Source organism: Geobacillus sp. WSUCF-018B, from assembly GCF_002809985.1.
GTDB lineage: Bacteria > Bacillota > Bacilli > Bacillales > Anoxybacillaceae > Geobacillus > Geobacillus thermophilus.
Window position 1 is genome coordinate 492 of sequence record NZ_PIJF01000022.1, and the last position, 24,682, is coordinate 25,173.

At 54.1% G+C, this 24,682-nt stretch carries 26 protein-coding genes, 2 pseudogenes and 1 riboswitch; of the genes and pseudogenes, 16 read left to right on the plus strand and 12 right to left on the minus strand.

Features of this window, described 5'->3' with window-relative positions; genetic code table 11:
* Positions 1-279 precede the first annotated feature (279 nt).
* Positions 280-1,101 (minus strand): YihY/virulence factor BrkB family protein, encoded by an 822-nt coding sequence (locus CV944_RS08350; protein WP_276521832.1) that lies wholly within the window; start codon positions 1,099-1,101, stop codon positions 280-282.
* Between the two features lie 39 nt (positions 1,102-1,140).
* Entirely contained in the window at positions 1,141-1,629 is a 489-nt protein-coding gene (locus CV944_RS08355; protein ID WP_033009583.1) for a low molecular weight protein-tyrosine-phosphatase, read from the minus strand.
* 203 nt (positions 1,630-1,832) lie between these two features.
* On the opposite strand from CV944_RS08355, the gene CV944_RS08360 reads away from it, so the two are divergent.
* The 8 genes from CV944_RS08360 to CV944_RS08395 all read left to right on the plus strand — a co-directional run bounded on the left by CV944_RS08360 (position 1,833) and on the right by CV944_RS08395 (position 8,330).
* On the plus strand, positions 1,833-2,057 hold the full coding sequence (locus CV944_RS08360; RefSeq protein ID WP_033013939.1) for a DUF1128 domain-containing protein: 225 nt from the start codon (positions 1,833-1,835) through the stop codon (positions 2,055-2,057).
* Between the two features lie 128 nt (positions 2,058-2,185).
* Positions 2,186-2,292: riboswitch (SAM riboswitch) on the plus strand.
* A 121-nt stretch (positions 2,293-2,413) separates the two neighbouring features.
* Positions 2,414-3,121 carry a phosphoadenylyl-sulfate reductase gene (locus CV944_RS08365; protein WP_033009598.1) on the plus strand — a complete coding sequence of 236 codons (708 nt, stop codon included), beginning with the start codon at positions 2,414-2,416 and terminating at the stop codon, positions 3,119-3,121.
* A gap of 15 nt (positions 3,122-3,136) precedes the next feature.
* On the plus strand, positions 3,137-4,210 hold the full coding sequence (locus CV944_RS08370) for a sulfate permease (protein WP_100664063.1): 1,074 nt from the start codon (positions 3,137-3,139) through the stop codon (positions 4,208-4,210).
* Positions 4,211-4,241: 31 nt separating this feature from the next.
* Positions 4,242-5,402 (plus strand): sulfate adenylyltransferase, encoded by a 1,161-nt coding sequence (gene sat / locus CV944_RS08375; RefSeq protein WP_033009578.1) that lies wholly within the window; start codon positions 4,242-4,244, stop codon positions 5,400-5,402.
* Positions 5,403-5,414: 12 nt separating this feature from the next.
* On the plus strand, positions 5,415-6,026 hold the full coding sequence (gene cysC / locus CV944_RS08380; RefSeq protein ID WP_047817773.1) for an adenylyl-sulfate kinase: 612 nt from the start codon (positions 5,415-5,417) through the stop codon (positions 6,024-6,026).
* Positions 6,027-6,442: 416 nt separating this feature from the next.
* Positions 6,443-7,219, plus strand: a complete 777-nt coding sequence (gene cobA / locus CV944_RS08385) for a uroporphyrinogen-III C-methyltransferase (protein ID WP_050368201.1) — start codon at positions 6,443-6,445, stop codon at positions 7,217-7,219.
* A gap of 10 nt (positions 7,220-7,229) precedes the next feature.
* Positions 7,230-7,976, plus strand: coding sequence for a sirohydrochlorin chelatase (locus CV944_RS08390; protein ID WP_033009575.1), 747 nt, complete (start codon positions 7,230-7,232; stop codon positions 7,974-7,976).
* A 69-nt stretch (positions 7,977-8,045) separates the two neighbouring features.
* Positions 8,046-8,330, plus strand: a complete 285-nt coding sequence (locus CV944_RS08395; RefSeq protein WP_033009595.1) for an acylphosphatase — start codon at positions 8,046-8,048, stop codon at positions 8,328-8,330.
* 99 nt (positions 8,331-8,429) lie between these two features.
* Here CV944_RS08395 and CV944_RS08400 read toward each other — a convergent pair whose 3' ends face one another.
* Entirely contained in the window at positions 8,430-9,200 is a 771-nt protein-coding gene (locus CV944_RS08400) for an arginase family protein (RefSeq protein ID WP_095858856.1), read from the minus strand.
* A 163-nt stretch (positions 9,201-9,363) separates the two neighbouring features.
* Here CV944_RS08400 and CV944_RS08405 point away from each other — a divergent pair, with 163 nt between their 5' ends.
* Both CV944_RS08405 and bshB2 read left to right on the plus strand, forming a co-directional pair.
* Positions 9,364-9,711, plus strand: a complete 348-nt coding sequence (locus CV944_RS08405) for a YojF family protein (protein WP_025949074.1) — start codon at positions 9,364-9,366, stop codon at positions 9,709-9,711.
* A 13-nt stretch (positions 9,712-9,724) separates the two neighbouring features.
* Positions 9,725-10,378: a bacillithiol biosynthesis deacetylase BshB2 gene (bshB2, locus tag CV944_RS08410; RefSeq protein WP_033009572.1), complete on the plus strand. Its 654-nt coding sequence runs from the start codon at positions 9,725-9,727 to the stop codon at positions 10,376-10,378.
* Between the two features lie 160 nt (positions 10,379-10,538).
* Here bshB2 and CV944_RS08415 read toward each other — a convergent pair whose 3' ends face one another.
* From CV944_RS08415 to CV944_RS08430, 4 genes and pseudogenes are all read right to left on the minus strand, one after another.
* Complete coding sequence (locus CV944_RS08415) at positions 10,539-11,180, minus strand: precorrin-2 dehydrogenase/sirohydrochlorin ferrochelatase family protein (RefSeq protein ID WP_033013936.1); 642 nt, start codon at positions 11,178-11,180, stop codon at positions 10,539-10,541.
* 150 nt (positions 11,181-11,330) lie between these two features.
* On the minus strand, positions 11,331-11,900 hold the full coding sequence (locus CV944_RS08420; protein ID WP_100664064.1) for a PX domain-containing protein: 570 nt from the start codon (positions 11,898-11,900) through the stop codon (positions 11,331-11,333).
* A 359-nt stretch (positions 11,901-12,259) separates the two neighbouring features.
* Entirely contained in the window at positions 12,260-12,631 is a 372-nt protein-coding gene (locus tag CV944_RS08425) for a DnaJ family domain-containing protein (protein ID WP_033013933.1), read from the minus strand.
* Between the two features lies 1 nt (position 12,632).
* A pseudogene (locus CV944_RS08430) lies at positions 12,633-12,863 on the minus strand (EAL domain-containing protein); the annotation flags it as partial.
* A gap of 416 nt (positions 12,864-13,279) precedes the next feature.
* Here CV944_RS08430 and CV944_RS08435 point away from each other — a divergent pair.
* Both CV944_RS08435 and mreBH read left to right on the plus strand, forming a co-directional pair.
* Positions 13,280-13,732 carry a C40 family peptidase gene (locus CV944_RS08435; protein WP_049626124.1) on the plus strand — a complete coding sequence of 151 codons (453 nt, stop codon included), beginning with the start codon at positions 13,280-13,282 and terminating at the stop codon, positions 13,730-13,732.
* 329 nt (positions 13,733-14,061) lie between these two features.
* A complete protein-coding gene (gene mreBH, locus CV944_RS08440) occupies positions 14,062-15,069 on the plus strand; it encodes a rod-share determining protein MreBH (RefSeq protein ID WP_095858853.1) in 1,008 nt (335 codons plus the stop codon).
* Between the two features lie 113 nt (positions 15,070-15,182).
* Here mreBH and CV944_RS08445 read toward each other — a convergent pair whose 3' ends face one another.
* The 3 genes and pseudogenes from CV944_RS08445 to CV944_RS08455 all read right to left on the minus strand — a co-directional run.
* Positions 15,183-16,547 (minus strand): (Fe-S)-binding protein, encoded by a 1,365-nt coding sequence (locus tag CV944_RS08445; RefSeq protein ID WP_063329904.1) that lies wholly within the window; start codon positions 16,545-16,547, stop codon positions 15,183-15,185.
* Positions 16,544-17,956 (minus strand): glycolate oxidase subunit GlcD, encoded by a 1,413-nt coding sequence (glcD, locus tag CV944_RS08450; protein ID WP_095858851.1) that lies wholly within the window; start codon positions 17,954-17,956, stop codon positions 16,544-16,546. The genes CV944_RS08445 and glcD overlap by 4 nt, the downstream gene beginning before the upstream one ends.
* A gap of 105 nt (positions 17,957-18,061) precedes the next feature.
* Positions 18,062-18,787: pseudogene (locus tag CV944_RS08455) on the minus strand (L-lactate permease); the annotation flags it as partial.
* Positions 18,788-18,875: 88 nt separating this feature from the next.
* Here CV944_RS08455 and CV944_RS08460 point away from each other — a divergent pair.
* The 4 genes from CV944_RS08460 (at position 18,876) to CV944_RS08475 (ending at position 22,598) form a co-directional block, all read left to right on the plus strand.
* Positions 18,876-19,601, plus strand: coding sequence for a FadR/GntR family transcriptional regulator (locus tag CV944_RS08460; RefSeq protein ID WP_033009565.1), 726 nt, complete (start codon positions 18,876-18,878; stop codon positions 19,599-19,601).
* 109 nt (positions 19,602-19,710) lie between these two features.
* Positions 19,711-20,430 (plus strand): (Fe-S)-binding protein, encoded by a 720-nt coding sequence (locus CV944_RS08465; RefSeq protein ID WP_023633721.1) that lies wholly within the window; start codon positions 19,711-19,713, stop codon positions 20,428-20,430.
* An 18-nt stretch (positions 20,431-20,448) separates the two neighbouring features.
* Positions 20,449-21,879, plus strand: a complete 1,431-nt coding sequence (locus CV944_RS08470) for a LutB/LldF family L-lactate oxidation iron-sulfur protein (RefSeq protein WP_100664065.1) — start codon at positions 20,449-20,451, stop codon at positions 21,877-21,879.
* Positions 21,876-22,598: a LutC/YkgG family protein gene (locus CV944_RS08475; protein WP_055358365.1), complete on the plus strand. Its 723-nt coding sequence runs from the start codon at positions 21,876-21,878 to the stop codon at positions 22,596-22,598. Before CV944_RS08470 ends, CV944_RS08475 begins: the two co-directional genes overlap by 4 nt.
* A gap of 50 nt (positions 22,599-22,648) precedes the next feature.
* Here the strand turns inward: CV944_RS08475 and CV944_RS08480 are convergent, their stop codons facing one another.
* Both CV944_RS08480 and CV944_RS08485 read right to left on the minus strand, forming a co-directional pair.
* Positions 22,649-23,581: a D-2-hydroxyacid dehydrogenase gene (locus CV944_RS08480; RefSeq protein ID WP_100664066.1), complete on the minus strand. Its 933-nt coding sequence runs from the start codon at positions 23,579-23,581 to the stop codon at positions 22,649-22,651.
* Between the two features lie 23 nt (positions 23,582-23,604).
* A complete protein-coding gene (locus CV944_RS08485) occupies positions 23,605-24,291 on the minus strand; it encodes a TerC family protein (protein ID WP_100664072.1) in 687 nt (228 codons plus the stop codon).
* Between the last annotated feature and the right edge of the window lie 391 nt (positions 24,292-24,682).

Consider the following 24,682-nt stretch of genomic DNA (forward strand, 5'->3'; position numbering starts at 1 on the left):
TTTTGGTGACTCTATTCTACCAGAAAAAAGGGCGATTCTTCTATATTTGAGGCAAAAAAGTGGGGGCTGATCCCAAAACGCATTCGCGTTTTGGGTCAGCCTCTTTCTAATGATAGCCGTTTTGGCCGTTGGCGCTGCCGCTCGTTTTATGTTTCGGCCTGTTTTTCCCTTTTTGCTTCGTACCCCCGTCTTTTTTCGTGTGCTTCGTCATCGCAATCCCCCCTGTATCAAAATCCCCCGCATCGTTACGTTATCCGGTTTGCGGAGCATTTATGCACATCAACGGAGCCGCTTTCTTCCTTCACGTTCACAATCGAAAATGGCGTTCATTTCCCCTCCTAACACGAGAATCATGCCCGATAAATAAAACCAAATCATCAGCACAATCATCCCGCCGAGACTTCCGTACATGGCTGTATAGTCAGCAAAATGGTTGACATAATAGGCAAACGCCCATGATGTCGCAATCCAGCCGGCGGTGGCGAACAAAGCGCCGCGCACGACATTGACGCAACGCAGCTGTTTGTTCGGGGCAAAATAATAAAGGGCGGTAAAAACAACAAACAAGATGATCACGCTCGTCACCCAGCGAAATGTGTTCCATATCGTCAAAAACGGCTGCGACAACCCGAGGGTGGAAAACAAAAACAACCCGATCATCCGCCCGAATACCGGCAATACAAGCATAACGATAATGACCGCGATCATCCCGAGCGTCAGCACAATCGACAGGCCCCGCACAACCCAAAACGGACGGTCCTCTTGTACGTCATATGCGCGGTTGAACGCCCGCATAATGGCGCTCATGCCGTTCGATGCCGACCAAATGGCGCCGATAATGCTTAACGACAGCAGCTTTCCGTTTTGCTCATCCATCAGACGGTGGACATTCGTCTCGATCAGATGAAGCGCTTCTTTCGGCGCATACTGCCGCACAAGCATAAGCACATCTTCGTGCGGGATCGGCAAGTAAGCCAGCAGCGTCATTAAAAACAATAAAAACGGAAACAACGACAACAGAAAGTAATACGCCAATTCCGCCGACAGCCGCGGAACTTCATCCTCTGTAAAGCGCCGGGCCAACTCGCGGATGAACGTCATATCCACCAACACGGGTCGCCCTCCTTTTCCGTTTTTTCATCATTTTCTTTCCCTAGGGGCCAGCCGATGATCGCGGACGATCGCGTCAAGCAAATGCTCGCAGCCGGAACGAATCAGGCGGTACACTTCGGCAAAATTCCCGGTATAATACGGATCCGGCACATCGTCTTTTTCCCGATCCGGGACAAAATCAAGCAGCCGGGCGATCACCGCCGGCGAATTCGGCCCGGCGAGCCGGCGCAAATCGCTCAAATTGGCGGCGTCCATGGCGATGATGTAATCAAATTCCTCCAAGTCGCGGCGCCCGACTTGCCGGGCGCGGATGCCGGAATAGTCAATGTCGTTTTCACTCAAAATCCGCCTTGTCCCCTCATGCGGCGGCTCCCCGACATGCCAGCTGCCCGTTCCCGCTGAATCAACGACAATCTGTCCGTCAAGCCCCCGTTCGTTCACCAAATGACGGAATACCGCTTCCGCCATCGGCGAACGGCAAATGTTGCCGAGGCAAACAAACAACACTTTGACCATCGAAGCAGCCACTCCTTTCCATCCCGTCTTCTTGGCATTAGTTTTCCCTTTTCATCCAAGCGCTTGATAGCCGCTTTCTAGCAGCTCGTGCACATGCACCTATATTTTACCACCTAACGCTGGCGCGGACTATATTGCCTCTCCCCTTTTTCACCGCCGGTGTGGTACAATACATGATAACCTGCCACGAAAGGAGCGAAACCATGGATTTATCGAAACCGTCCGCAGAAAACGTCGAATATATCGTTGAACAGCTGAAGAAAAAATTAAAAGTGCTCAATTTTGATGCGATTAAGCCGGCCCATTTTTCCGAGGCATGGTATGACGAACTGAAAGACATTTACGACATGGTCATGAAGCGTGAAACGTTCAGTCCAAGCGAAATACAGGCCATTGTTGAGGAGCTCGGAAGCCTGCGCAAGCGGTAATCCTCTCCTTCCGTCACCGGATGGAAGCATCGCGAAGCTGCCTATGTATATAAAAAAATTCCTATCGAAAAACTAGGATTGACATTAGCGCCAATTGTGTTAAAATTTTAATCAATATAAATTACATACGCTTATCAAGAGCGGGGGAGGGACTGGCCCGATGAACTCCGGCAACCTGCCGCGTTTGGCAAGGTGCTAATTCCAGCAAAATGGGATCCATTTTGGAAGATAAGGCGTCCCTCGTTCTTCCGCTCTTTCCGAAATGGAAGGGGCGTTTTTATCGCCAGGCTGCCCGTTGCCGGATGAATATCCGACTAATTATGTTGATTTTCTTTGTTTTTAAGGAGGGGGAAACGATGCTCACATATGACCAATGGGAAACGGCCGAAAAACCGTCTTTTCCGTCCGATGATGAAACGAAAGGGGCGTTGGCTGTCCTTGCTTGGGCGTACCGCGAATACGGCGATGACATTGTCTATGCGTGCAGTTTCGGCATTGAAGGGATTGTGCTCATTGATTTGATTTCCCAAGTCAAGCCGGATGCGGAAATCGTCTTTTTGGATACAGGGCTGCATTTCCAAGAGACGTACGACACGATCGCGAACGTACAGGAAAAATACCCGTCGCTCCGCATCGTGATGAAACAGCCGCACTTGACGCTGGAGGAGCAGGCTGCACAGTTCGGCGATGAACTATGGAAACGCGATCCGAACAAATGCTGTGAGTTGCGCAAAGTCATTCCGCTGCGGGAAGTCTTGACCGGAGTCACCGCCTGGATTTCCGGCTTGCGCCGCGAACAGTCGCCGACGCGGCGCCATGTCGAGTACATCAATAAAGACGACAAATTCCGCTCCATTAAAGTGTGCCCGCTCATTCATTGGACGTGGAAAGACGTTTGGAATTACGTATATAAACACGGTCTTCCGTACAACGTGCTCCATGACCGGGGCTACCCGAGCATCGGCTGCGCCCCGTGCACAGCGCCGGCATCGGATCCGAACGATTTGCGCTCCGGGCGCTGGGCCGGCCAGGGGAAAACGGAGTGCGGGCTCCATCTCACATAAGGGGAGAACAACGATATGCTCCTTGCCATTGCCTTTATTGTGTCCTTTTTCTTCGCCATGAACATCGGGGCGAACGGCGCGGCCGCCTCGATGGGTGTCGCGTACGGGTCGGGCGCCATTCCGAAAAAGTCGATGGCCCTCCTTCTTTGCGGCATCGGCGTGTTTCTCGGCAGCCTCGGCGGCGGAGAAGTAGTGAAAACGATCGGGTCGGGCATTATTCCGTCTTCGATCCTCACCGTCAAAATCGTCGTCATCATTTTAACGGCGGCGGCCATTTCACTTTTTGCGGCGAACATCATGGGCATTCCGCTCTCGACGAGCGAGATCACCGTCGGATCAGTCGTCGGCGTTGGCATCGCCTATCAGGCGTTGTACTTTCATAAGCTGCTGTTTATCGTGTCGGTATGGATCGTGATCCCGATCGTCGCCTTTTCGTTTACGCTGGCTGTCGGCAAATGGTTTTTGGCGCTCAAGCGAAAATATCCGCAGCTTGAACAAGGGCGCTGGCAAAAAACATTCATGGCCTTGCTCGTTGTCACCGGCTTTCTCGAGGCGTTTTCCGCCGGCATGAACAATGTGGCCAATGCCGTCGGGCCGCTCGTCGGCGCCGGGCTGATGGCGGTCGGGCCGGCAACTATCTTCGGCGGCTTGTTTGTCGCTGCCGGCGCCCTGTTGCTTGGGCATCGCGTGTTAGAAACAAACGGAAAGAAAATTACAAACTTCTCCCCGTTTGAAGGAAGCGCCATTTCCGGCACGGGAGCCGTGCTCGTCATCATTTCGTCGCTGTTTGGTTTGCCTGTTCCGCTTACGCAGATTACGACATCGGCGATCATCGGCATCGGCACGGCGAAAAGCGGGATGTCGATTTGGCAAAAGCGGATTGTCGTGCAACTGTTGAAAGTGTGGTTTGTTTCGCCAATATTTTCCCTTGTCATTTCGTACAGCCTTGTGAAACTGTTGCTTGACAGCGATGTTTACACGGTGATTGCCATCTTCAGCGTCTGCCTGGCGACGCTTGGCGTCATCAGCTTAAAAAAAACAGTCGCCGAAGAAGAGCGTTCGCTTCATGAACATGGCGGCGGCATTTAATGAACATCTATCAATCTAGGAGGTTATGAACATGAGTTTGAGCATTCCGCATGGCGGCACATTGATCAACCGTTGGAATCCGGATTACCCAATCGATGAAGCAACGAAAACGATCGAGCTGTCCAAAGCCGAACTAAGCGACCTTGAGCTGATCGGCACAGGCGCCTACAGCCCGCTCACCGGGTTTTTAACGAAAGCCGATTACGATGCGGTCGTAGAAACGATGCGCCTCGCTGATGGCACTGTCTGGAGCATTCCGATCACGCTGGCGGTGACGGAAGAAAAAGCGAGTGAACTCGCTGTCGGCGATAAAGCGAAACTCGTTTATGGCGGCGACGTCTACGGCGTCATTGAAATCGCCGATATTTACCGCCCGGATAAAACGAAAGAAGCCAAGCTCGTCTATAAAACCGATGAACTCGCTCACCCGGGCGTGCGCAAGCTGTTTGAAAAACCAGATGTGTACGTCGGCGGAGCGGTTACGCTCGTCAAACGGACCGACAAAGGCCAGTTTGCTCCGTTTTATTTCGATCCGGCCGAAACGCGGAAACGATTTGCCGAACTCGGCTGGAATACCGTCGTCGGCTTCCAAACGCGCAACCCGGTTCACCGCGCCCATGAATACATTCAAAAATGCGCGCTTGAAATCGTGGACGGCTTGTTTTTAAACCCGCTCGTCGGCGAAACGAAAGCGGACGATATTCCGGCCGACATCCGGATGGAAAGCTATCAAGTGCTGCTGGAAAACTATTATCCGAAAGACCGCGTTTTCTTGGGCGTCTTCCAAGCTGCGATGCGCTATGCCGGTCCGCGCGAAGCGATTTTCCATGCCATGGTGCGGAAAAACTTCGGCTGCACGCACTTCATCGTCGGCCGCGACCATGCGGGCGTCGGCAACTATTACGGCACGTATGATGCGCAAAAAATCTTCTCGAACTTTACGGCCGAAGAGCTTGGCATTACACCGCTCTTTTTCGAACACAGCTTTTATTGCACGAAATGCGAAGGCATGGCATCGACGAAAACATGCCCGCACGACGCGCAATATCACGTTGTCCTTTCTGGCACGAAAGTCCGTGAAATGTTGCGCAACGGCCAAGTGCCGCCGAGCACATTCAGCCGTCCGGAAGTGGCCGCCGTTTTGATCAAAGGGCTGCAAGAACGCGAAACGGTCACCCCGTCGACACGCTAAAGGAGGAGCGAGATGAGCACGAATATCGTTTGGCATCATACATCGGTGACAAAAGAAGATCGCCGCCAACGCAACGGCCATCATAGCGCCGTCCTTTGGTTCACGGGGCTGTCCGGCTCCGGCAAATCGACGGTGGCGAACGCCGTCTCCAGACGGCTGTTTGAGCTTGGCATTCAAAATTACGTTCTCGATGGCGACAATATCCGCCACGGGCTCAATAAAGACCTCGGCTTTTCCGCCGCCGATCGGACAGAAAACATCCGCCGCATCGGCGAAGTCGCCAAACTGTTTGTCGACAGCGGCCAGTTCGTGTTAACGGCATTCATTTCGCCGTTTGCCGAAGACCGGGCGCTCGTCCGCCGCTTAGTCGAAGAAGACGAGTTTATCGAAATTTACGTCAATTGCCCGCTTGAAGAATGCGAAAAGCGCGATCCGAAAGGGCTGTATCAAAAAGCGCGCCGCGGGGAAATCCGCGAATTCACCGGCATCGATTCTCCGTATGAAGCGCCGGAAGCGCCGGAGCTGACCATCGAAACGCATCGTTATTCGGTGGACGAATGTGTCGAGCAAGTGCTCGCGTATTTGCGGGAGCGCGGATTCATCCCCGCATCGGAAACCCATTAACGATACCGTGTCTCCCACTCGAAAAAAGAGTGGGAGACGATTTTACAAAGTCGTTTTCATGCCACGGCCAGGCCGTTTACAATGAAATTCAACGGAACACGAGTGTTGATTATCCATTACTTTACTTAAAAACACAGAATCATATGGCTGAACACAAGCTTTTCTGCCTCTTCCCACGAACAAGAACGCCGGCGGGCAAATGTCATTTGCCTGCAAAGCGTTCATTGTTCGAGGAGGGCATGCTGTACGCATGCCCAGTCGGCACGGCAAGCGAACTGCTTGCCGACTACGGCAGAAAAGCTAGGAATAGAGCGATATCAACTGGTTTTTAATGGTTAATCAATACGCCCGTCAACGGAACGTTTGCGCTGCTGCCGGCAGCTGACGGGATCACGACAGAAAGGGCTGAAACAACGATGGGGAAAGTATATTTGGTCGGGGCCGGCCCCGGCGATCCGGAACTCATTACCGTCAAAGGGTTGAAATGCATTCAACAAGCCGACGTCATTTTGTACGACCGCCTCATTAATGAAGACTTGCTGGCGTATGCCAAGCCAGACGCTGAACTCATTTTTTGCGGCAAGCTGCCCGGCTACCATGCTATGCAGCAGGAAACGATCAACCGTTCACTCGTTCTGCATGCAAAAAAAGGAAAAACAGTTGTCCGTTTAAAAGGCGGCGATCCGTTTGTGTTCGGGCGCGGCGGTGAAGAGGCGGAAGCGCTCGTTCAGCACGGGATCGAGTTTGAGATCGTCCCTGGCGTCACATCGGCCATCGCGGCGGCCGCTTACGCCGGTATTCCTGTCACCCATCGCGAGTTCAGCTCCAGCGTCGCCTTTGTCACGGGGCATCGCCGCGACGGAACCCGCGAAGACATTAAGTGGGAAAGCCTCGCCAAAGGCATTGATACGATCGCCATTTACATGGGCGTCCACAATTTGCCATACATTTGCGGCCAGCTGATGAAATACGGCAAGGCGCCGGATACGCCGACGGCGATCATTCAGTGGGGAACGACCCCCATCCAGCGCACGGTCACCGGCACGCTGGCGACAATCGCCGCTATTGCCGCCAAAGAACGCATCGAAAATCCAAGCATGGTCATCATCGGGGATGTCGTCCGGCTGCGCGCCAACATTCAATGGTTTGAGCGGTTGCTGTCATCATCGGCAGCCGCCGGCGCCACCTCGTGAGGCAATGGCGATGGAAGCCATTTTGTACGTCAGCCACGGCAGCCGGGTTCCGGCTGCGCGCCGAGAAGCAGCCCGCTTCGTTGAACAATGCAAGGCGGCCATCGACATCCCGATTCAAGAACTGTGCTTCGTTGAGCTGGCTGAGCCGGATATTGCGACCGGCGTTGACCGTTGCGCCGCCCAAGGGGCAACCCGTGTGATCGTCATCCCGTTGCTGCTTCTATCCGCCGGACATGCCAAACAGGACATTCCGGCTGCGCTTAAAGCAGCGAAACAGCGCCATCCGTCTTTGGAGATCGTCTGCGGAGCGCCGTTTGGCGTCCACGATGCAATGATTGACATCATCATCGACCGCATCGGCGAGCAGCCGGCGCCGCTTGATCATGAATCAATGGTTCTGCTGATTGGCCGAGGCAGCAGCGACCCGGATACGAAGCGCGACATCGCCGCCATCGCCCGGCGCTTGCAAGAAAAAACGAGCGTGCCGCACGTTGACGTTTGTTTTCTCGCCGCCATCCGCCCGACGCTTGACGAAGGGTTCAAGCGGGCGCAGGCATCCATATACCGGCGCGTCTTTATCGTGCCGTATTTGCTGTTTACCGGCGTTTTAATGAAAACAGTCGAACGGAAGCTGCAAGCGATGCCTGTTTCCGATCAACAGTGGCATTTATGCTCGTACTTAGGGTATCATCCGCGGCTTGTAACGCTCATTCAACAACAGGTGCAGGCGCTGTCGGCAGCGAAAAAAGGAGCTTGAGCAGACAAGCTCCTTTTTTCATGGTATGATGGAAGCGAAGCGACCGCAGCGAAGGAGGGCTTCATCATGATGAAACGGGTTCATGTCATGGTCGAAGGGCGCGTGCAAGGCGTCGGGTTTCGCTATTTCGTCCAACACGAAGCGCTCAAACGCCAGCTGACCGGCTGGGTGAAAAACAACGATGACGGGACGGTGGAGATGGAAGCCCAAGGGCATGAAAGCGCGCTCCAACTGTTTTTGGATACGATTGAAGCCGGCACGATGTTTGCCAAAGTTTCCCGCATGCACGTTGAGCCGCGCCCCGTCCGCCCTGACGAAACTAAGTTCCGCATTGTGTACGGAAGCGGCATTTGACTGTTGCACCGCTTGGATCTATTCCCAGCGCAGACGTTGTCCGTCTGCCGCCAAGCGCTCTTTCCACCAATGAAAAAGCGGGATCACCATCCGTCCTGCTTAAGCCGGCCGCAAATGCGGCGCCGCATATTGAAAACACGTCTCCAAAATGGCCGTATTCGCACGCTCATTTTTTTGCTGCGCTTCACGGCAAAACGGATGGAATACATCGACAGCCGCTTGCGGGTACTCCCCGCATATGTCCACGCCGAGCACTTTTTTATAGAATAGCAGAAGGCGCAAACAAGCGAGCAGCCGGGAAAGCGGCATCATCCCCTGATCCCAGTTCGTCACGGCGTCTTCGCGGCGCAGCGCATCTTTATCAATGCTGATATAGACGCTCCCGGTCGGAATAGCGTTCAAAAGCGCCGTCGGCCATTCATCGTGATCATCGAAAGGAAGAACTGTAATCTTTGGAGATAAACGAAGATGGCTTGGAGAACATGACGGACCAACAATGATGACTTTTTGCAGCTGCGGATGTCCGAGTGCGTAAGCGACCCACGAGCCGCATGAAATGAGGCGGTCGCTCCCCCCTTCGGCATCGGTATGATGGTCAAACAAGACGAGCGTAAACGGCTCTTTCATCTCCTTTATGAGCAAATAGCTCACATAATGGAAGTTGCCGTTCCCGATTAAAACCGCTCCGCGCATCCGCCGACGGCGCAGCCGCCGTTCGATTTCGGCGAGAGCCTCCCCGCTGCAATACAAATTCGTCTCCGGCACATCCGACAGATCGATCCATTCGTGCGGAAAGCGGAACAATCGCTTTTGCGGCCGGTAAGTGCCGTCAAAATTGAGCATCGTGACACCATTGCCTTGAAACCCCATTTCTCCTCACCCTTCCTTTCGCTGAATCGTTGTTCAACGCCTCTCAGGTGCGGATGAGTCCAAGCTGTGTCCGTTCTTCATTATACAATGAAAGACGAAATATTTCCGTTCCTATGCCTTGGTCATGTACAATAATAGAAAACAGCTAAAGGAGGGACCCCGCGTGCAGCCGATTGACGCCGCCGCTGTTCAAGAGGCGTTGGATCGCTTCGCCAATCGCGACGTATACATCCATTTGGAAACGACGAACGGGGCGTACGCCTCTCATCATAACGAACGATTCTTTTCCGCCGGCGCTTACATCCGCAACGCCCGCATCCGCTTCACCCGCGGCAAAATCACCGGCCCGGGTCCGTACCGCGTCGGGCTGAAGCTTCAAATCGGCTGGGTGTACGCCGAAGGGCTGACCCATTGGGAATGGACGAACGAAGGACAATTGTTGTTGGCCGGACACGATTACGAAGGGAAACTGGCTGTCGCTCTTGAGCTGAGCGACACGCCGTTCGCATAAGGAGGGGCTTGCGATGAAGGAACGACACGTACTTGTTGTGTTTCCCCACCCGGATGATGAGGCGTTTGGCGTTTCGGGCACCATCGCCCAGCATGTGCAAAGCGGCACACCGGTGACGTACGCCTGCCTGACCCTTGGGGAAATGGGGCGAAACATGGGCGTGCCCCCGTTTGCCAACCGCGAAACGCTTCCGCTCATCCGCAAGCAGGAGCTGGAAGAAGCGTGCCGCGTTCTCGGCATTCGCGATTTGCGCCTGCTCGGGTATCGCGACAAAACGGTCGAATTTGAGGATGAAAACGAACTCGCTGACCGGATTGCCGCCATCGTGGCAGAAACAAACCCGTCGCTCGTCATCACGTTTTACCCCGGCTACAGCGTTCACCCTGACCACGATGCATGCGGCGCTGCAGTCATCAGCGCCTTGACGCGCTGGCCGAAAGAAGAACGGCCGACCGTCCATTGTGTGGCGTTTGCGAAAAACTGTGAACAAGATCTTGGCCAGCCAGACGTCATCCGCGATGTCAGCCCGGTGATCGAGACGAAGCTGGCCGCCATCCGCGCCCACCGTTCGCAAACCGAAGGGCTGATGCAGGCAGCCTCCAAACGCGGCGATGCGCTTGCCTGGCTCAAAACGGAGCGGTTTTGGACGTACCGTTGGGATGATTGACCTGCCTAACCCGCCTTGAACAAGGTGTCCATCCCGATGAGGACACCTTGTTTCCGCGTTCACCGAAACCCCGCCGAGCCGCTGAACCAGCTATCAACTTCCGTTGTACAACTAAAAAGCGGCCGGTCAGTGAACGCATCGACAATATACATCGGAATGTTCATGGCTCTTTCCCTCTTTCCCCGTTTCGTTCTTTTTCGTTCACCAATAGCTGGGCCAACTCTTCATCCCATCGGCCCCGCTGCCGGAAAGACTCAGCAGCGAGCGCCCGAAACAGCCGCTTTCGTGCGGCATCGTCCGCCACCTCACGCAAAATGATATCGCGGGCCTTCTGCAAAAACTGAAGATACGGCTCATACTCTTCACCATACTTCTCCTCAAGCTCGCGGCGGATGCGGCGGGCAAGCGCCGGACTTGCCCCCCCGGTCGACACGGCAATGGTGAGCGGACCGCGGCGGATGACAGCGGGAACGTGAAAATCACACCGTTTCGGGTCATCCACGACATTTACGAGTTGGCCGGGCGCTGCTGCTTGCGCCACCGCTTCGTTCACATTCCGGTCGTTTGTCGCCGCAATGACAAGAAACGCTCCTGCCAAGTCGTCTTCAGCGAACGTTTTCTTACGCCAAACGATCTCTCCTTTGGCCGCGAGCGCTTCAATGTCCGGCACCGCCTCCGGGGCGATTACCACAACGTCCGCTTCTGCTTCGAGCAAACCGTAAACTTTCCGCGCCGCCACCTTCCCGCCGCCAACGACGACCGCGCGGCGGCCGCGCACATGAAGAACAATCGGATACCCCACGGCGCAACCCTCCATTCCGGCATCCATCAGGCAGACTGAGTCGGTTTCTGCGCACAAACAGGCGCAATCTTCCCCGACCGCCTGCCTTGGCTGACAACAAAAAGTAAAAAAAGAAGCCGTGCATCAAACACGGCCTTTTTCTTCATTATATCATCCTTGTTTCACTTCTTGAAGCCATTTCGCCAACCGTTCATTTTTCTTTTTCATATGCTCAAGCCATTGCGGGAGCAGTTTTTTCATGGCCTCCTGATCATTGTTCTCCATCGCTTGCCTCGTTTGTTCATGAAGCTGATGAAGCTGTTGTTTTTCTTCTTTCGTCATCCACCGTTTCATTTTATGCAACTGTTTCAGCTCTTGTTTAAACTGTTCTTTGGTGATTTTTTTATTGGCCAGCTGATCGATGAGCCGGTCAAGCGCCGCTTCACGCTCTTTTTTCATCTTTTTGCACTTTTCTTTAATGGCCTGTTTCACGTTCTCATCGTTCAACTGCTGACGCAACGCGTTCCGCTCGTCGAGCACTTTTTTCCATTCATCTGCCTGTTCAGGCGTATACGTTTGAACCATCTCCATCCACTTTTGCTCATCCAATCTGTCGTGCTCCCACATATGGCCGACCGGCAGATGCACATCGGCTGCCTCTCCTTTATGGCTGCCGGCAGCCACCCATGACGGTATCGCCAGCATGAGTGAAGCAAAAAAGGCAATCCATACGTTTCTCACGATGTTCACTCCTTTTCCTTTCACTCACCATTCACCCACGACTAGACAGCTGGGATTCATCATCCGCTTTTGCTCTTCTTCGCGCCGCCTCCTTTCCAACCATTGACTCCTCCCCTATTTTCCCCGTTTTTTGGATATCCTTGCATAAAAAATGGGAAGACCTACAAAAACGAGGTCCTCCCCTTCATGTTGAAACTCATATTTCGCAACCTTTGCATAATATACAAAAAATGACCAAAATATTCGCATAAAAATAAACTTTTATACAGATATTGTAAAATAACTAATTTTTATTCGATGAAATCAGGTTTATTTTGAATTTTTATTCAAGGTGCGAAATGTGAGTTGAAAAAAAACGTTTAGCGAAATTTCTCTTCAATACGCCGCCCATAGTCGCGCAGCGCCTTCGAGTTTGCCGGTTGCCGTTTTTTCATCAGTTCGGAAAAACGAAGCTGTTTTTCCGTCCATTTTTTCGTAAGTTCCTGCTTTTTCTCGTCATCCTCGCAGCAACGAAGCAAGTCCTCGAGCGTCAAAAGCTCTTTGCGCAACTCCGCTTCTTCCCTCACATAGCCGGCGTTTTTCAGCAACAAATACCCGAGCCGCAGCTCCTCTGGAATGCGGGAAAGGTCTTCAATCTCAAGCGGTTTGCCGAAGCCGGGCAAGTTGTCAAACTCGCCGTTTTTCATCGCCTCGCGAATTTTCTCCTCGGCGATGCGCCAAAATCCGTCCATTTCACGTCAACTCCTGCGCCCGCCGCCTCGCATGCTGCTCTTTCAAAAAGCGAACAAACTCATCATACGGAAGCGGTGGGGAAAAGTAGTAGCCTTGCGCCTCATCGCACCGTTTTCCTTGCAAATAGGCCGCTTCGGTCTCCGTTTCGACCCCTTCGGCCAACACTTTGACACCTATATTATGCCCGAGGCGGATGATCGCCGGCAAGATGACATCTTTTTTTCTTTGAATGCTCCTTCCCCATTCATCCGTTGTCGGATGCTGTTCCATCGCAAACCGGCCGTGGAACGCCTCTTCGATCTCTGGAAAATGGCGGCGGTAAACTGTCCCAGGTGGAACCGCTTGTTCCTTTTCGCCGTCGATGCGGCCGTTCCGATTGTAGTCAGTCGCTGGCGCTGCCACGAAATATATATAAGTTGGAACTTTGTTTTACATCCAGTAGAGCGCCCGCTGCATTCTATCAAAATGACTTGTTATGAAGGAAAACAGAATCGAACAATCGGAAAATCTTTATTGCAACTTATATATATTTGTAATCACACTGTAACATTATTTAATTCAACTGTAAAAAACAAGACTGTTTTCCTCTGTTATACTGTAATCAAACAACGTCGAATGGAAAATGATTTTGTCGGGGGTTCGGGAAAATGAAAAAATGGCTCACTCTTGTTTCTGTAGCATTCATCGTTCTTTTTTCCTGCTTCTTTGTAAGCACTCCCAGTTCTGACGCAGCCGCCAACAAGACGAGGCTGATCGCCGAGGCCAAAAAACTGGTCGGCACTCCGTATCGGTATGGCGGCACAACGCCAAAAGGATTTGACTGCTCCGGATTTGTTTACTATACCCATAAAAAAGTCGGCGTCACGTTGCCGCGCGCGTCCAAAGAAATGTATAAAAAAGGAAAATACGTACATAAATCGAAATTGCAGCCAGGGGATTTGGTGTTTTTTGACACTTCGAAACAGACAAAAGGCGTCTCCCATGTTGCCATCTATATTGGGAACAATCAAGTCATCCATGCCGTTTCCCGTGGTGTCAAAATCGACAGCTTAAACAGCAGCTATTGGAAAACAAGATATGTCGGAGCCAAGCGTCTGTAGCGGTTCATTGCAAAAGCTCTCTGTCATATTAAGCGCGCTTAATAGGCAGGGGGTTTTTATTATGCCAAAAAAGCGGCCCTCCGAAACCGGAGGGCCTAATATATATTCATAGGGGATCGGGGGAATACCTGGAAACGTTACGCTATTATTCATTTCCTCCCTTTTCGTCTTTTATACATGAAAACAAAAAAATTTTTTATGATCCCCAGCCGCAACGGCTGCCCCCTCCCGTTTCGACAATATGGACATAAAGCCGCGGCTCTTGTCGAATGGTATAGATGATGACTGGTTGTCCGTTCATCGATTTTTGACAAAGGCAGGTGTTTCCGTTGTTCGCTTCCTCACAGCTGGGCGTTGATTTAGGGACGATGAATGTCAGGCTGTTCAGCCAGACGAAAGGGCTTCTGTTTGACGAACCAGCAACGGTCGCCTATAACCGCCAGGCGGACAAGCTCATGGCAATCGGCCAAAAGGCAAAACAAATGATCGGCAAGACTCCGCCCCATGTTGAAGTGACGTATCCATTGCGAAACGGCGTGATCGCTGATTTTGACCGCGCCAAGGCGCTGTTGCAGCAAGTCTTCAAACAGTCGGGCAAACAGTTCGGCCTCGCTTTCAAAAAACCAGACATCGTCATGAGCGTCCCATTCCACGCCACCTCCGTCGAGCGCCGCTCTTTTTACGAAATCGCCAAACATTGCGGAGCAAAGCATATTCATTTTATTGAGGAACCCGTCGCAGCCGCCATTGGCGCGGATTTGCCGGTCGGCGAGCCGGTCGCGAATGTCGTCGTCCATTTAGGGGCCGGCAAAACGGAAGCGGCGATCATCTCGTTTGGCGGCGTCGTCGCCTGCCGCTCGCTTCGCATCGGCGGCAATCGGCTTGACGAAGATATTAGGCAATACGTCCGCCAGCGCTACAACATGTTAATCGGGGAACAGACAGCCGAGCACGTCAAACTCGAAATCGGCAGCGCCCCAGGAACGATCGTGGATCAGTCGGTAACGATCCATGGCCGCGATTTTGTCACCGGCTTCCTCAAAGCGGTTTCCTTGGACCCAACCGAAGTGCAAACCGCCCTCAAAGAATCGCTTTGGCAAATTGCCGAAGCCGTTCGCGCTGTTCTTGAAGAATGCCCGGCCGAACTGAGCGGCGACATCATCGACCGCGGCATCGTGCTCACCGGCGGAGGCGCCTTGCTGCATGGCATCGAGCAATGGCTGAGCACGGAACTGCACGTGCCGGTGCATGTCGCGCCCAATCCGGCTGAAGCGGTCGCCATCGGCACGGGGAAGGCGCTCCAGGCGATGCCAAAGCGCCTCGATGCAGCGCTGTAGCTCATTTCCAACTCCCGATCATTGAATCAACTCAAAACCCCCGCGCCATCGCGGGGGTTCTTGTTAGACCAGCTATGGGCATTCCTGGCACGGAGAGGCCGCCCACTGTGGTGTTAGGACGTCTGCCGAATGCGCTCCTCCCCTTGCGTTGCTTGTGCTCCCTCGGCGGCCTCAAGCAGCAAATCCACAATATGGACGGCGCGGACGCTTCCTGACAGCCCGGCCCGTTCAATGCCAAGCTTCATTTGTAGCAAACACCCCGGGTTGGCGGTGACGATCGTCGTCGCTTTCGTTTGTTTCGCCATTTCCATTTTGTGGTCTAAAATTTGCATTGACATCTCCGGTTCCACAAGGTTGTAAATGCCGGCCGATCCGCAGCAGCGGTCAGCATCGTTCATCTCGCGGAACTCGACGCCGTCAATCGCCCGCAACAAACGGCGCGGGGCGGCCGCCGTTTTCATGACGTTGCGCAAATGGCACGAATCTTGGTAGGTGATCGTTTGCGGCGCCACGCGAAGCGGTAGTTGGTGAAACCCGAGTTCAACCAACACTTCAGAAATGTCTTTGATTTTCGCCGCAAACGCCTCCGCCCGGTCGCGCCATTCGGGATCATCCTTTAACAGGTGGTCATATTCAAGCAAAAACGCACCGCAGCCGCCGGCGTTCGTCACAATGCAGTCGACATCAAGCTGCTCAAAAGCGGAAATGTTTCGCTTGGCCAACTCTTTCGCCATCTCTTTTTCCCCGCCATGGCCGTGCAGCGCCCCGCAGCACCCTTGGGACGGCGGGATGATGACTTCGCAGCCGGCGAGCTGCAATAGACGCAGCGTCGCATCGTTTGTTTCCATAAACATCGTATCCATCAAACAGCCAGCGAAAAAGGCGACCCGTTTTTTCACCGTACCGTCCGGATTCAAACGATGCGGCCGGTTTTTCATCTCTTTTGCCGTCGGCACGTCCGGCAGCACGCGCTCCATTTGCCGGAACGAGGCCGGAAGCAGGCGAAGCAGCCCCGTTTTGCGGGCAAGCGTCCGCAAGCCGGAGCGCTGATACCAACCGAGAAGCGCCGTCGCCTTCCGTATCCGTTCTTGATGCGGAAACAGTCCGGCAAACACAAGCTTACGGATGAGGCGAACCGGAAGCGGCATTTTTTTATGCTGGGCGATAATGTCGCGCGCCTCTTCCAGCAGATGGCCGTAGCGGACCCCGGACGGACAGACCGACTCGCATGCCCGGCAGCCTAAACATAAGTTGAGCGCCCGCTCCACCTCTTCGTCCGGCTCAATCAGTCCATCGACGACCGCCTTCATTAAGGCAATCCGTCCGCGCGGCGACTGGGCTTCTTGCTGCCCCGATTCGATGTACGTCGGACATGATGGCAGGCAAAAGCCACAGCGCATACAGTTCATCAGTTCATCCTCATCCATCCGTTCTTGAAACGCTTTCTGAATGAGCGCTCGTTCTATCTTCGTTGTCATCGTGTCACCACCACCCGTTTTCTCGTGCTTTTGGCGAACACTTTGCCCGGATTCATAATATTGTTCGGGTCGAGCGCCTGCTTGACCGCTTTCATGGCAGCGATGCCGGCCGGACCGAGCTTCCATTCCAAATACGGCGCTTTCATCACCCCGACGCCGTGTTCGCCGGTAATCGTGCCACCCAATTCAATCGCTTTGGCGAAAATTTCTTCAAACGCTCGTTCCACCCGCTCCATTTCTTCACGATTGCGGGCGTCGGTCGGACAGGTCGGGTGCAAGTTGCCATCGCCGGCATGGCCGAACGTACAGATCTTCAACTGGTACTTCTCGGCAATTTCATTGATTGCTTTGACCATTTTGGCGATTTCCGAACGCGGCACGGTTGCGTCCTCTAAAATCGTCGTTGGCTTTAAGCGCGCCAACGCCGACAGCGCCGCCCTCCGCGCCGTCCGCAGCGCCTCTGCTTCTTCCTCCGAACGGGCGAGTTGAACGGACACCGCCTGCTCGGCCCGGCAAATATCGGCCATCTTTTTCATATCGCGCTCTACCACTTCCTTCGGCCCATCCTGCTCAATGAGCAAAACGGCTTTCACATCGGTCGGCAAGCCGATGCGGGCAAAATCTTCGACCACTTCCAATGTCGGCTGGTCCAAAAACTCGAGCGTCGCTGGAATGATCTTGTTGGCGATGATTTTCGACACCGAACGGGCGGCCGCCTCCAAATCTTGATAAAGAGCGAGCATCGTCTGCTTCGTCTCTGGCATCGGAATAAGTTTTAACGTCGCTTCGGTGACAATGCCAAGCGTTCCTTCCGATCCGACAAACAGACGGGTTAAGTCATAGCCAGCTACATCTTTTGCCAGCTTGCCACCGGTGCGGATGACATCGCCGTTCGCTAGGACGACTTCCAACCCGAGCACATAGTCGCGTGTCACCCCGTATTTCAGGCCGCGCAAGCCGCCTGAGTTTTCGCTGATGTTGCCGCCAATCGTTGAAATGTTCATCGACCCCGGATCCGGCGGATAAAACAATCCTTTTTCTTCAACGGCTTTCGCCAAATCAAGCGTCACCACTCCCGGCTGAACGGTCGCGGTTAAGTTTTCCTCATCAATTTCCAAAATGCGGTTCATATGGTTAAACAGAAGAACGATCCCGCCTTCGACCGGACACGTGCCGGCGCAAAGGTTCGTTCCTGACCCGCGCGGCACGATCGGGATGCGATACTCGTTGCAAATTTTCGCAATTTCCGCGACCTCTTTCGTATTTCGCGGCGCAATGACTGCATCGGGGAGCGACTGAAACTGCGGAGTCGCATCATACGAATAGACGAGCCGCCCCGTTTTCGTGTCATCGTAGTTTTCAGCTCCCACGACTTGAATCAACCGTTTTTTCGCTTCATTTGGAATCAATGGTCTCACCCTTTCCACATCCATTTGCATTCGCCGACAGTGGAAAAGGGGCCGGTCTTGGCGTCTGTTTCCATCCAGGCCAAGCCTCGTCCCCCTTCGCTGCCGTTACGGAATCATCCACGATAATACCGTCGATTGCAGGTACACGAGAATACCAATCAAGATAATTAAGAATATGCTATGTTTGACCGTAAAGCGGAACAAGTCGGACTCTTTGCCGGTCAAGCCGACGGCCGCGCAGGCGACCGCGATCGACTGCGGCGACATCATTTTCCCGACGACGCCGCCCGATGAGTTGGCCGCCAACGCCAGCACCGGATCCATGCCGATCGATGTTGCCGTCACTTTTTGCAAATTGCCAAACAATAAGTTCGACGACGTATCCGAACCGGTGATAAACACGCCGAGCCAGCCTAAAATCGGCGAGAAGAACGGGAACAACGGGCCTGTTTTGGCTAACGCCATCCCAAGCGTCGTGCTCATGCCTGACGAGTTGGCGATGTAGGCAAAGCCGACGACCGAAGCGATCGTCACAATCGGATATTTCAGCTCGTTAAGCGTTTCTACAAACGTGCGTCCCCAATCTTTCCACGAGATGCCGATGATGAACTTGGTGACGACCGCCGCCAACAAAATCGCCGTCCCAGCCGTGCCGAGCAGCTCAAGCTTATACACCGCCGCAATCGGCTGACCGCTTGGGTTCAAAATTTGGTTATTGAGCCCCGGCACAGGCGGCATAAACGTCAAATGGGCTCCGATGGCATTGACAAGCTTGAGCAAACCGTTTGTTCCTTTCACTGCTTCCTCTCCCCAGCTGCAAAAAGCGCTTGTCTCTTCCCATGATGCTGTATCATAATAGACATTGCAGGAGATTTCCCCTACAATCGGAAATCTACTTTATCGTATTGAGGTGGATCCATTGGCATTTAAACGGATCAAAACGAAAAAAATTTACGAAGAAGTGGCCGAAGCGATTTTTGATATGATCAAAAACGGCGAGTTGAAGCCCGGTGATAAGCTCGATTCCGTCCAGCAGCTCGCCGAGCAGTTCCAAGTCGGGCGGGCCGCCATCCGCGAAGCGCTCACCGCGTTAAAAGCGATGGGGCTGATTGAATTGAAGCAAGGCGAAGGGACGTACGTGCGTGAGTTCGATCCGACGATGATGACATTTCCGCTTTCGATCGCCGTCTTAATGAACAAAGAAGATATTTGGCACTTGCTTGAGGTGCGCAAACTGCTCGAAGCAGGCGCCGCCTCGCTCGCTGCTGCCAAACGGACAGAGCGCGATCTTGAAGCCATGGCGGAAGCGCTCCGACAAATGAAAGAAGGCATCGGCAGCGATGAGCTTGGCGAAAAAGCCGATTGGGCGTTTCATATGGCCATCGCCGAAGCATCGCAAAATCCGATGCTCACAAGCATCATGAACAGCGTTTCCGGGATGATCGTTGAAACGATGCGGGAAACGCGCCGCATTTGGCTGTTTTCGAAACACACGACGACCGAAAAACTGCTTGCGGAACACCAGGCCATTTTTGAAGCCATTCGCAAACAAAATCCAGACGCCGCCCGGGCGCGCATGCTCGACCATTTGACAAACGTCGAAAACGTGTTGCGCCGCTACGTTCGCACTCAGCAGCCAAACTGAGTGCGTTTTTTGCAAAAAAGAGCTACGAATCTGAAAAAATGGTTTATAATAGACATATAGTCATCAGATGACCAGTTCACTGAATCCTCAAAAAACAGGAGGGAAACGAATGAAAGTGTCCTTGTTCGTCACTTGCCTCATCGATCTTTTTTATACGAACGCCGGCAAGGCGACCGTCGAACTGCTCGAGCGGCTCGGCTGCGAAGTAGATTTTCCAGAAGCGCAAACATGCTGCGGCCAGCCGGCGTATAACAGCGGTTACGTCAAAGAGGCGAAAGAAGCCATGAAACAGATGATGCGCGCGTTCGCCCACGCTGATTACGTCGTCACCCCATCCGGCTCGTGCGCGGCGATGGTAAAAGAATATCCACACCTTTTCCACGGCGACCCGGAATGGGAAGAGGAAGCGAAACAGCTTGCGGCGAAAACGTACGAATTGACGCAATTTCTCGTTGATGTCCTAAAAGTCGAAGATGTCGGCGCCTCGCTCCACGGACGGGCGACGTACCATACGTCTTGCCATATGACCCGCCTTCTTGGCGTCAAAGAAGCGCCGCTTTGCCTATTGAAAAACGTCAAAGGGCTTGAGCTCGTTCCGCTGCCGAACGCCCACCAGTGCTGCGGGTTTGGCGGCACATTTTCCGTCAAAATGGGGCCGATTTCCGAACAAATGGTCGATGAAAAAATCGCGCATATCGAAGAAGTGGACGCCGACTATTTAATCGGCGCCGACTGCGGCTGTTTAATGAACATCGGCGGGCGCATCGAGCGGCTCGGCAAGCCGATTCGCGTCATGCATATCGCCGAAGTGCTCAATCAACGAAAGTAAGAGAGGAGGATCCCGGACATGCCGATGAAAATTGAAAACGGTCCGTTTTGGAAGCGGGTCGAAGAAAACTTGCACAACGATTTTATGCGCGGGGCGGTCGCCGGCATGCAAGACCGCGGCTATGTGCGGCGGCTTGGCGTCATCGAAGAGCTCGGCCATTGGGAAGAGTGGCGGTCGCTTGCTGAACAAATCCGCAAGCATACGCTCGAAAACTTGGACTTTTATTTAATGCAACTCAGTGAAAACGTTGCCAAACGGGGCGGCCACGTCTTTTTCGCCCAAACAGCCGAAGAGGCGAACGACTACATCCGCCGCGTCGCTTTGGAAAAGCAAGCGAAAAAAATCGTCAAATCGAAATCAATGGTGACAGAAGAAATCAACTTAAATCCGGTGCTTGAGGCCATCGGCTGTCAAGTGGTCGAAACCGACCTCGGTGAGTACATTTTGCAGATTGACGACCATGACCCGCCGTCGCATATCGTCGGTCCGGCGCTCCATAAAAACAAAGAGCAAATCCGCGATGTCTTTCAACGGAAGCTGGGCTATACGAAATCGTCCGACCCCGTTGAGCTTGCGCGCCACGCCCGTGAAATGCTGCGGCGCGACTATTTGACGGCTGACATCGGCATCACCGGCTGCAATTTCGCCATCGCTGAATCGGGATCGATTACGCTCGTTACGAACGAAGGTAACGCCGATTTGGTGACCGCATTGCCGAAAACGCAAATTACCGTCATGGGGATGGAGCGGATCGTGCCGACGTTTGAGGAGATGGAAGTGCTGGTGAGCATGCTCACACGAAGCTCTGTCGGGCAAAAACTGACGAGCTACATCACCGTTCTCACCGGTCCGCGCGATGAAGGCGACGTCGACGGTCCTGAAGAATTCCATCTCGTCATCGTCGACAACGGGCGTTCATCAATTTTAGGCACGGAGTTTCAACCGGTGCTGCAGTGCATCCGCTGCGCGGCTTGCATCAACGTCTGCCCGGTCTACCGCCATATCGGCGGCCATTCGTACGGTTCCATTTACTCCGGCCCGATCGGCGCGGTATTGTCGCCGCTGTTGGGCGGCTACGACGACTACAAGGAGCTTCCGTACGCCTCCTCGCTGTGCGCCGCCTGTACCGAGGCGTGCCCGGTGAAAATCCCGCTTCACGAGCTGCTCATCAAGCATCGCCAAATCATCGTCGAGCGGGAAGGAAAAGCGCCGGTCGCAGAAAAACTGGCGATGAAAGCGTTCCGCCTCGGGACAGCCTCATCGTCGCTCTACCGCTTCGGCACGAAATTCGCACCGAGCGCCTTCGCTCCGTTTGTAGAGGACGGGCGCGTCACAAAAGGACCCGGGCCGCTGAAAGCATGGACGGAAAGCCGCGAATTTCCGGCGCCGAGCAAAGAACGGTTCCGTGACTGGTTCCAAACACGCCAAAAAGGAGGGAATCCATCATGACGCGTGGCACCATTCAAAACCGCGATGCGTTTTTGCAAACCATCGCCGAGCGCCTTGGGAGAAGCCCGCGCCTGTCCGGCGTCTCCCGGCCGCAATGGGATTATGCGCCGCAATGGACGGTGTTTGCCGGCTATAGCCAAGACGACTTGCTGAACGTGCTGCAAAAACAATGCGGATTGATCCATACCGATTACATCGAGACGACAAGCGCCGAACTTGCCGGCGCGCTGAGGCGGCAAGTGGCCGCCTATGGCGGCGGTCCGGTCATCGTGCCGGATGACCCGCGCTTTGCCGAGTACGGGCTGTCCGCCTTGCTTCGCGACGAATGGCCCGCGGAACAAACGACCGTCCATATTTGGAATCCGGCGCTTGGACGCCAAAACATTGACGCCGCCGAGCAGGCGAACGTCGGCATCGTCTTCAGCGACATCACGCTCGCGGAATCAGGGACAGTCGTGTTGTTTTCGCGCAATGAACAAGGGCGGGCCATTCACTTTTTGCCGAAAACATATATCGCCATCGTCCCGAAAAGCACGGTCGTGCCGCGCATGACGCAAGCGGCGGCGGTCATTCACGAGCAAATCGAAAAAGGCGGGCTCGTCCCGTCGTGCATCAACTTCATCACCGGCCCGAGCAACTCGGCCGACATTGAAATGAACTTGGTCGTCGGCGTCCACGGGCCGATGAAAGCGGCGTATATCGTCGTCACCGACCGTTGACCAAAACGAAACGGTGCCCCTTCTTGATATCATGGGGCACCTTTTTTCCTTCAATATTGCCGGCTGACATCGACCGCATTGGCAAGCGGTTCGCCGGTTTCGATGCAACGGAGCGTGTCTAAAATGCTTTGGGCGGCGTCTTCGGCTGACGTGAGCGCCGCGATATGCGGAGTGATGATGACGTTCGGATGAACCCAAAGCGGCGAGTGCGGCGGAAGCGGCTCTTCTTCAAACACATCAAGCACCGCGAGGCGGACGTTTCGATTTTCGAGCGCGCCGACAAGCGCCGTCTCCTCGACCGTCGCGCCGCGGCCGACATTGATAAAGCCTGCATTGTGCAGGCAGGCAAAAAACGTCTCGTCAAAGAGATGATGCGTTTCCTCGGTGAGCGGAAGGGCCGCGATCACCCAATCAGCGCAGGCAAGCGCTTCCCCCGCCTCTTCATGGCGGTAAACAGCCGAAAACGGCGGCGTGTCTCGGCCGCTTCGCGAGACGCCGATCGGGGAAACCTCAAATAAACGAAGCGTTTCCGCGATGCGCCGGCCGATTTCGCCCGTGCCATAAATGACAACCCGCTGTTCGCCAAGCCGCTTCGGTGCGAACGGCTTCCACTGCCGCTGCTCTTGATGCCATGCATAAACGTCATGGCATTGGGCGTCGCGCAGCAAGTAGCTGAGACAATATTCGGCGATCTGCTCGCCGAACGAGCCGACCGTCCGCGTCAGCAGCACGTCCTTCTTCCATTCCCGCTTCCATAAAAACGCGTCAACGCCCGCGCCAAGCGAATGCACCCAGCGCAAGTTGGCAAGCGAAAACGGCCCGGCCGGCCGAAAGCCGACGTACGCATCCGCCCAGACGAAATCATCGTCCGTCAGTTCTTCCTCCGCCACAAAGCGAAACGCTTTATCGGGCCGCTTGTCCGGAAGAAGGGCGGCAAGCTCGGCATAAAGCCTTCCCGTCACGAGAATGCGTCGGATGTTCATGGCATCACACCACCTCCAACCGCTCAAATCAACGTCCCTTCTTCACGCTCGGCTCTTTTATTCGTGATGTAGCCGGCAGACACGACCAAAATCGTCACGCCAGCGGCCACCGCGTAGACGAACGGGCCGTAAGAAAGGTGAAACCAATGCAATACCCCTTCATCCCCTGCCATCATCTTTCCGGCCGTCCACGCCAAAATGCCCGAGCCGACGTATGCGATCCAACGATGTTTTTCCATCACATGGACGATCGCTTTGGAGCCGAAAATCATGATCGGGATGCTGATGGCGACCCCAAGCGCTAGCATGCCTAGATGCCCTTCCGCCGCCCCGGCGACGGCGACGACATTGTCCAAGCTCATGACCGCATCGGCGATGATGATCGTCATGATGGCTTTCAGCAACCGGTCTGCCGCTTGCACTTTGGCCTCCTCCTCCCGCTCAACAAGCACTTTATAGGCGATCCAGACAAGCAGCAAACCGCCCACAAAGTGAACGAACGGGATGTTGAGCAAAAAGACGATGACCGCCGCAAACAAAATGCGGAGCAGCACCGCCCCCGCCGTTCCCCATACGATCGCTTTGTTCCGCTGGTCATTCGGCAGCCGGCGCGTCGCCATCGCAATGACGACCGCATTATCCCCCGACAAAATGATATCAATTGCAATAATCTTCCACAACGCCAACAGCGCCGCGGCAGAAATAGTCAACAAAAGCCCCCCTCTCCCCTTTGCTTTTCTTCTTCATCATACTGCAAATTTCAGTGGGGGACAACTATCAACCCATCCACTGCCTCACTGGAAATCAACCGAAAATCTCGGATGAGATGATACACAATGGGCGATGATCCCGCTGCCTACTCTGACACTGAAAGCAGAAGCTTCCCGAGTCCATCTCGTGAAAAGTCGCAGAAAACGGACTCTCTTCTCAAACGGACTTCTCTTTCAGCCGAAAGCAGTGGGTTTGGCGAAATCGGTCATCTTTCACCAACCTTTTTGGCTGCGCTTAGCCAACATTCGTCTTCCGTTTTCTAAAGAGACGTGAATGGACGGTCCAAGGCCCATGAAGTCGTCTCTAAAAAAAGGAAGCCAGCTTTCACGA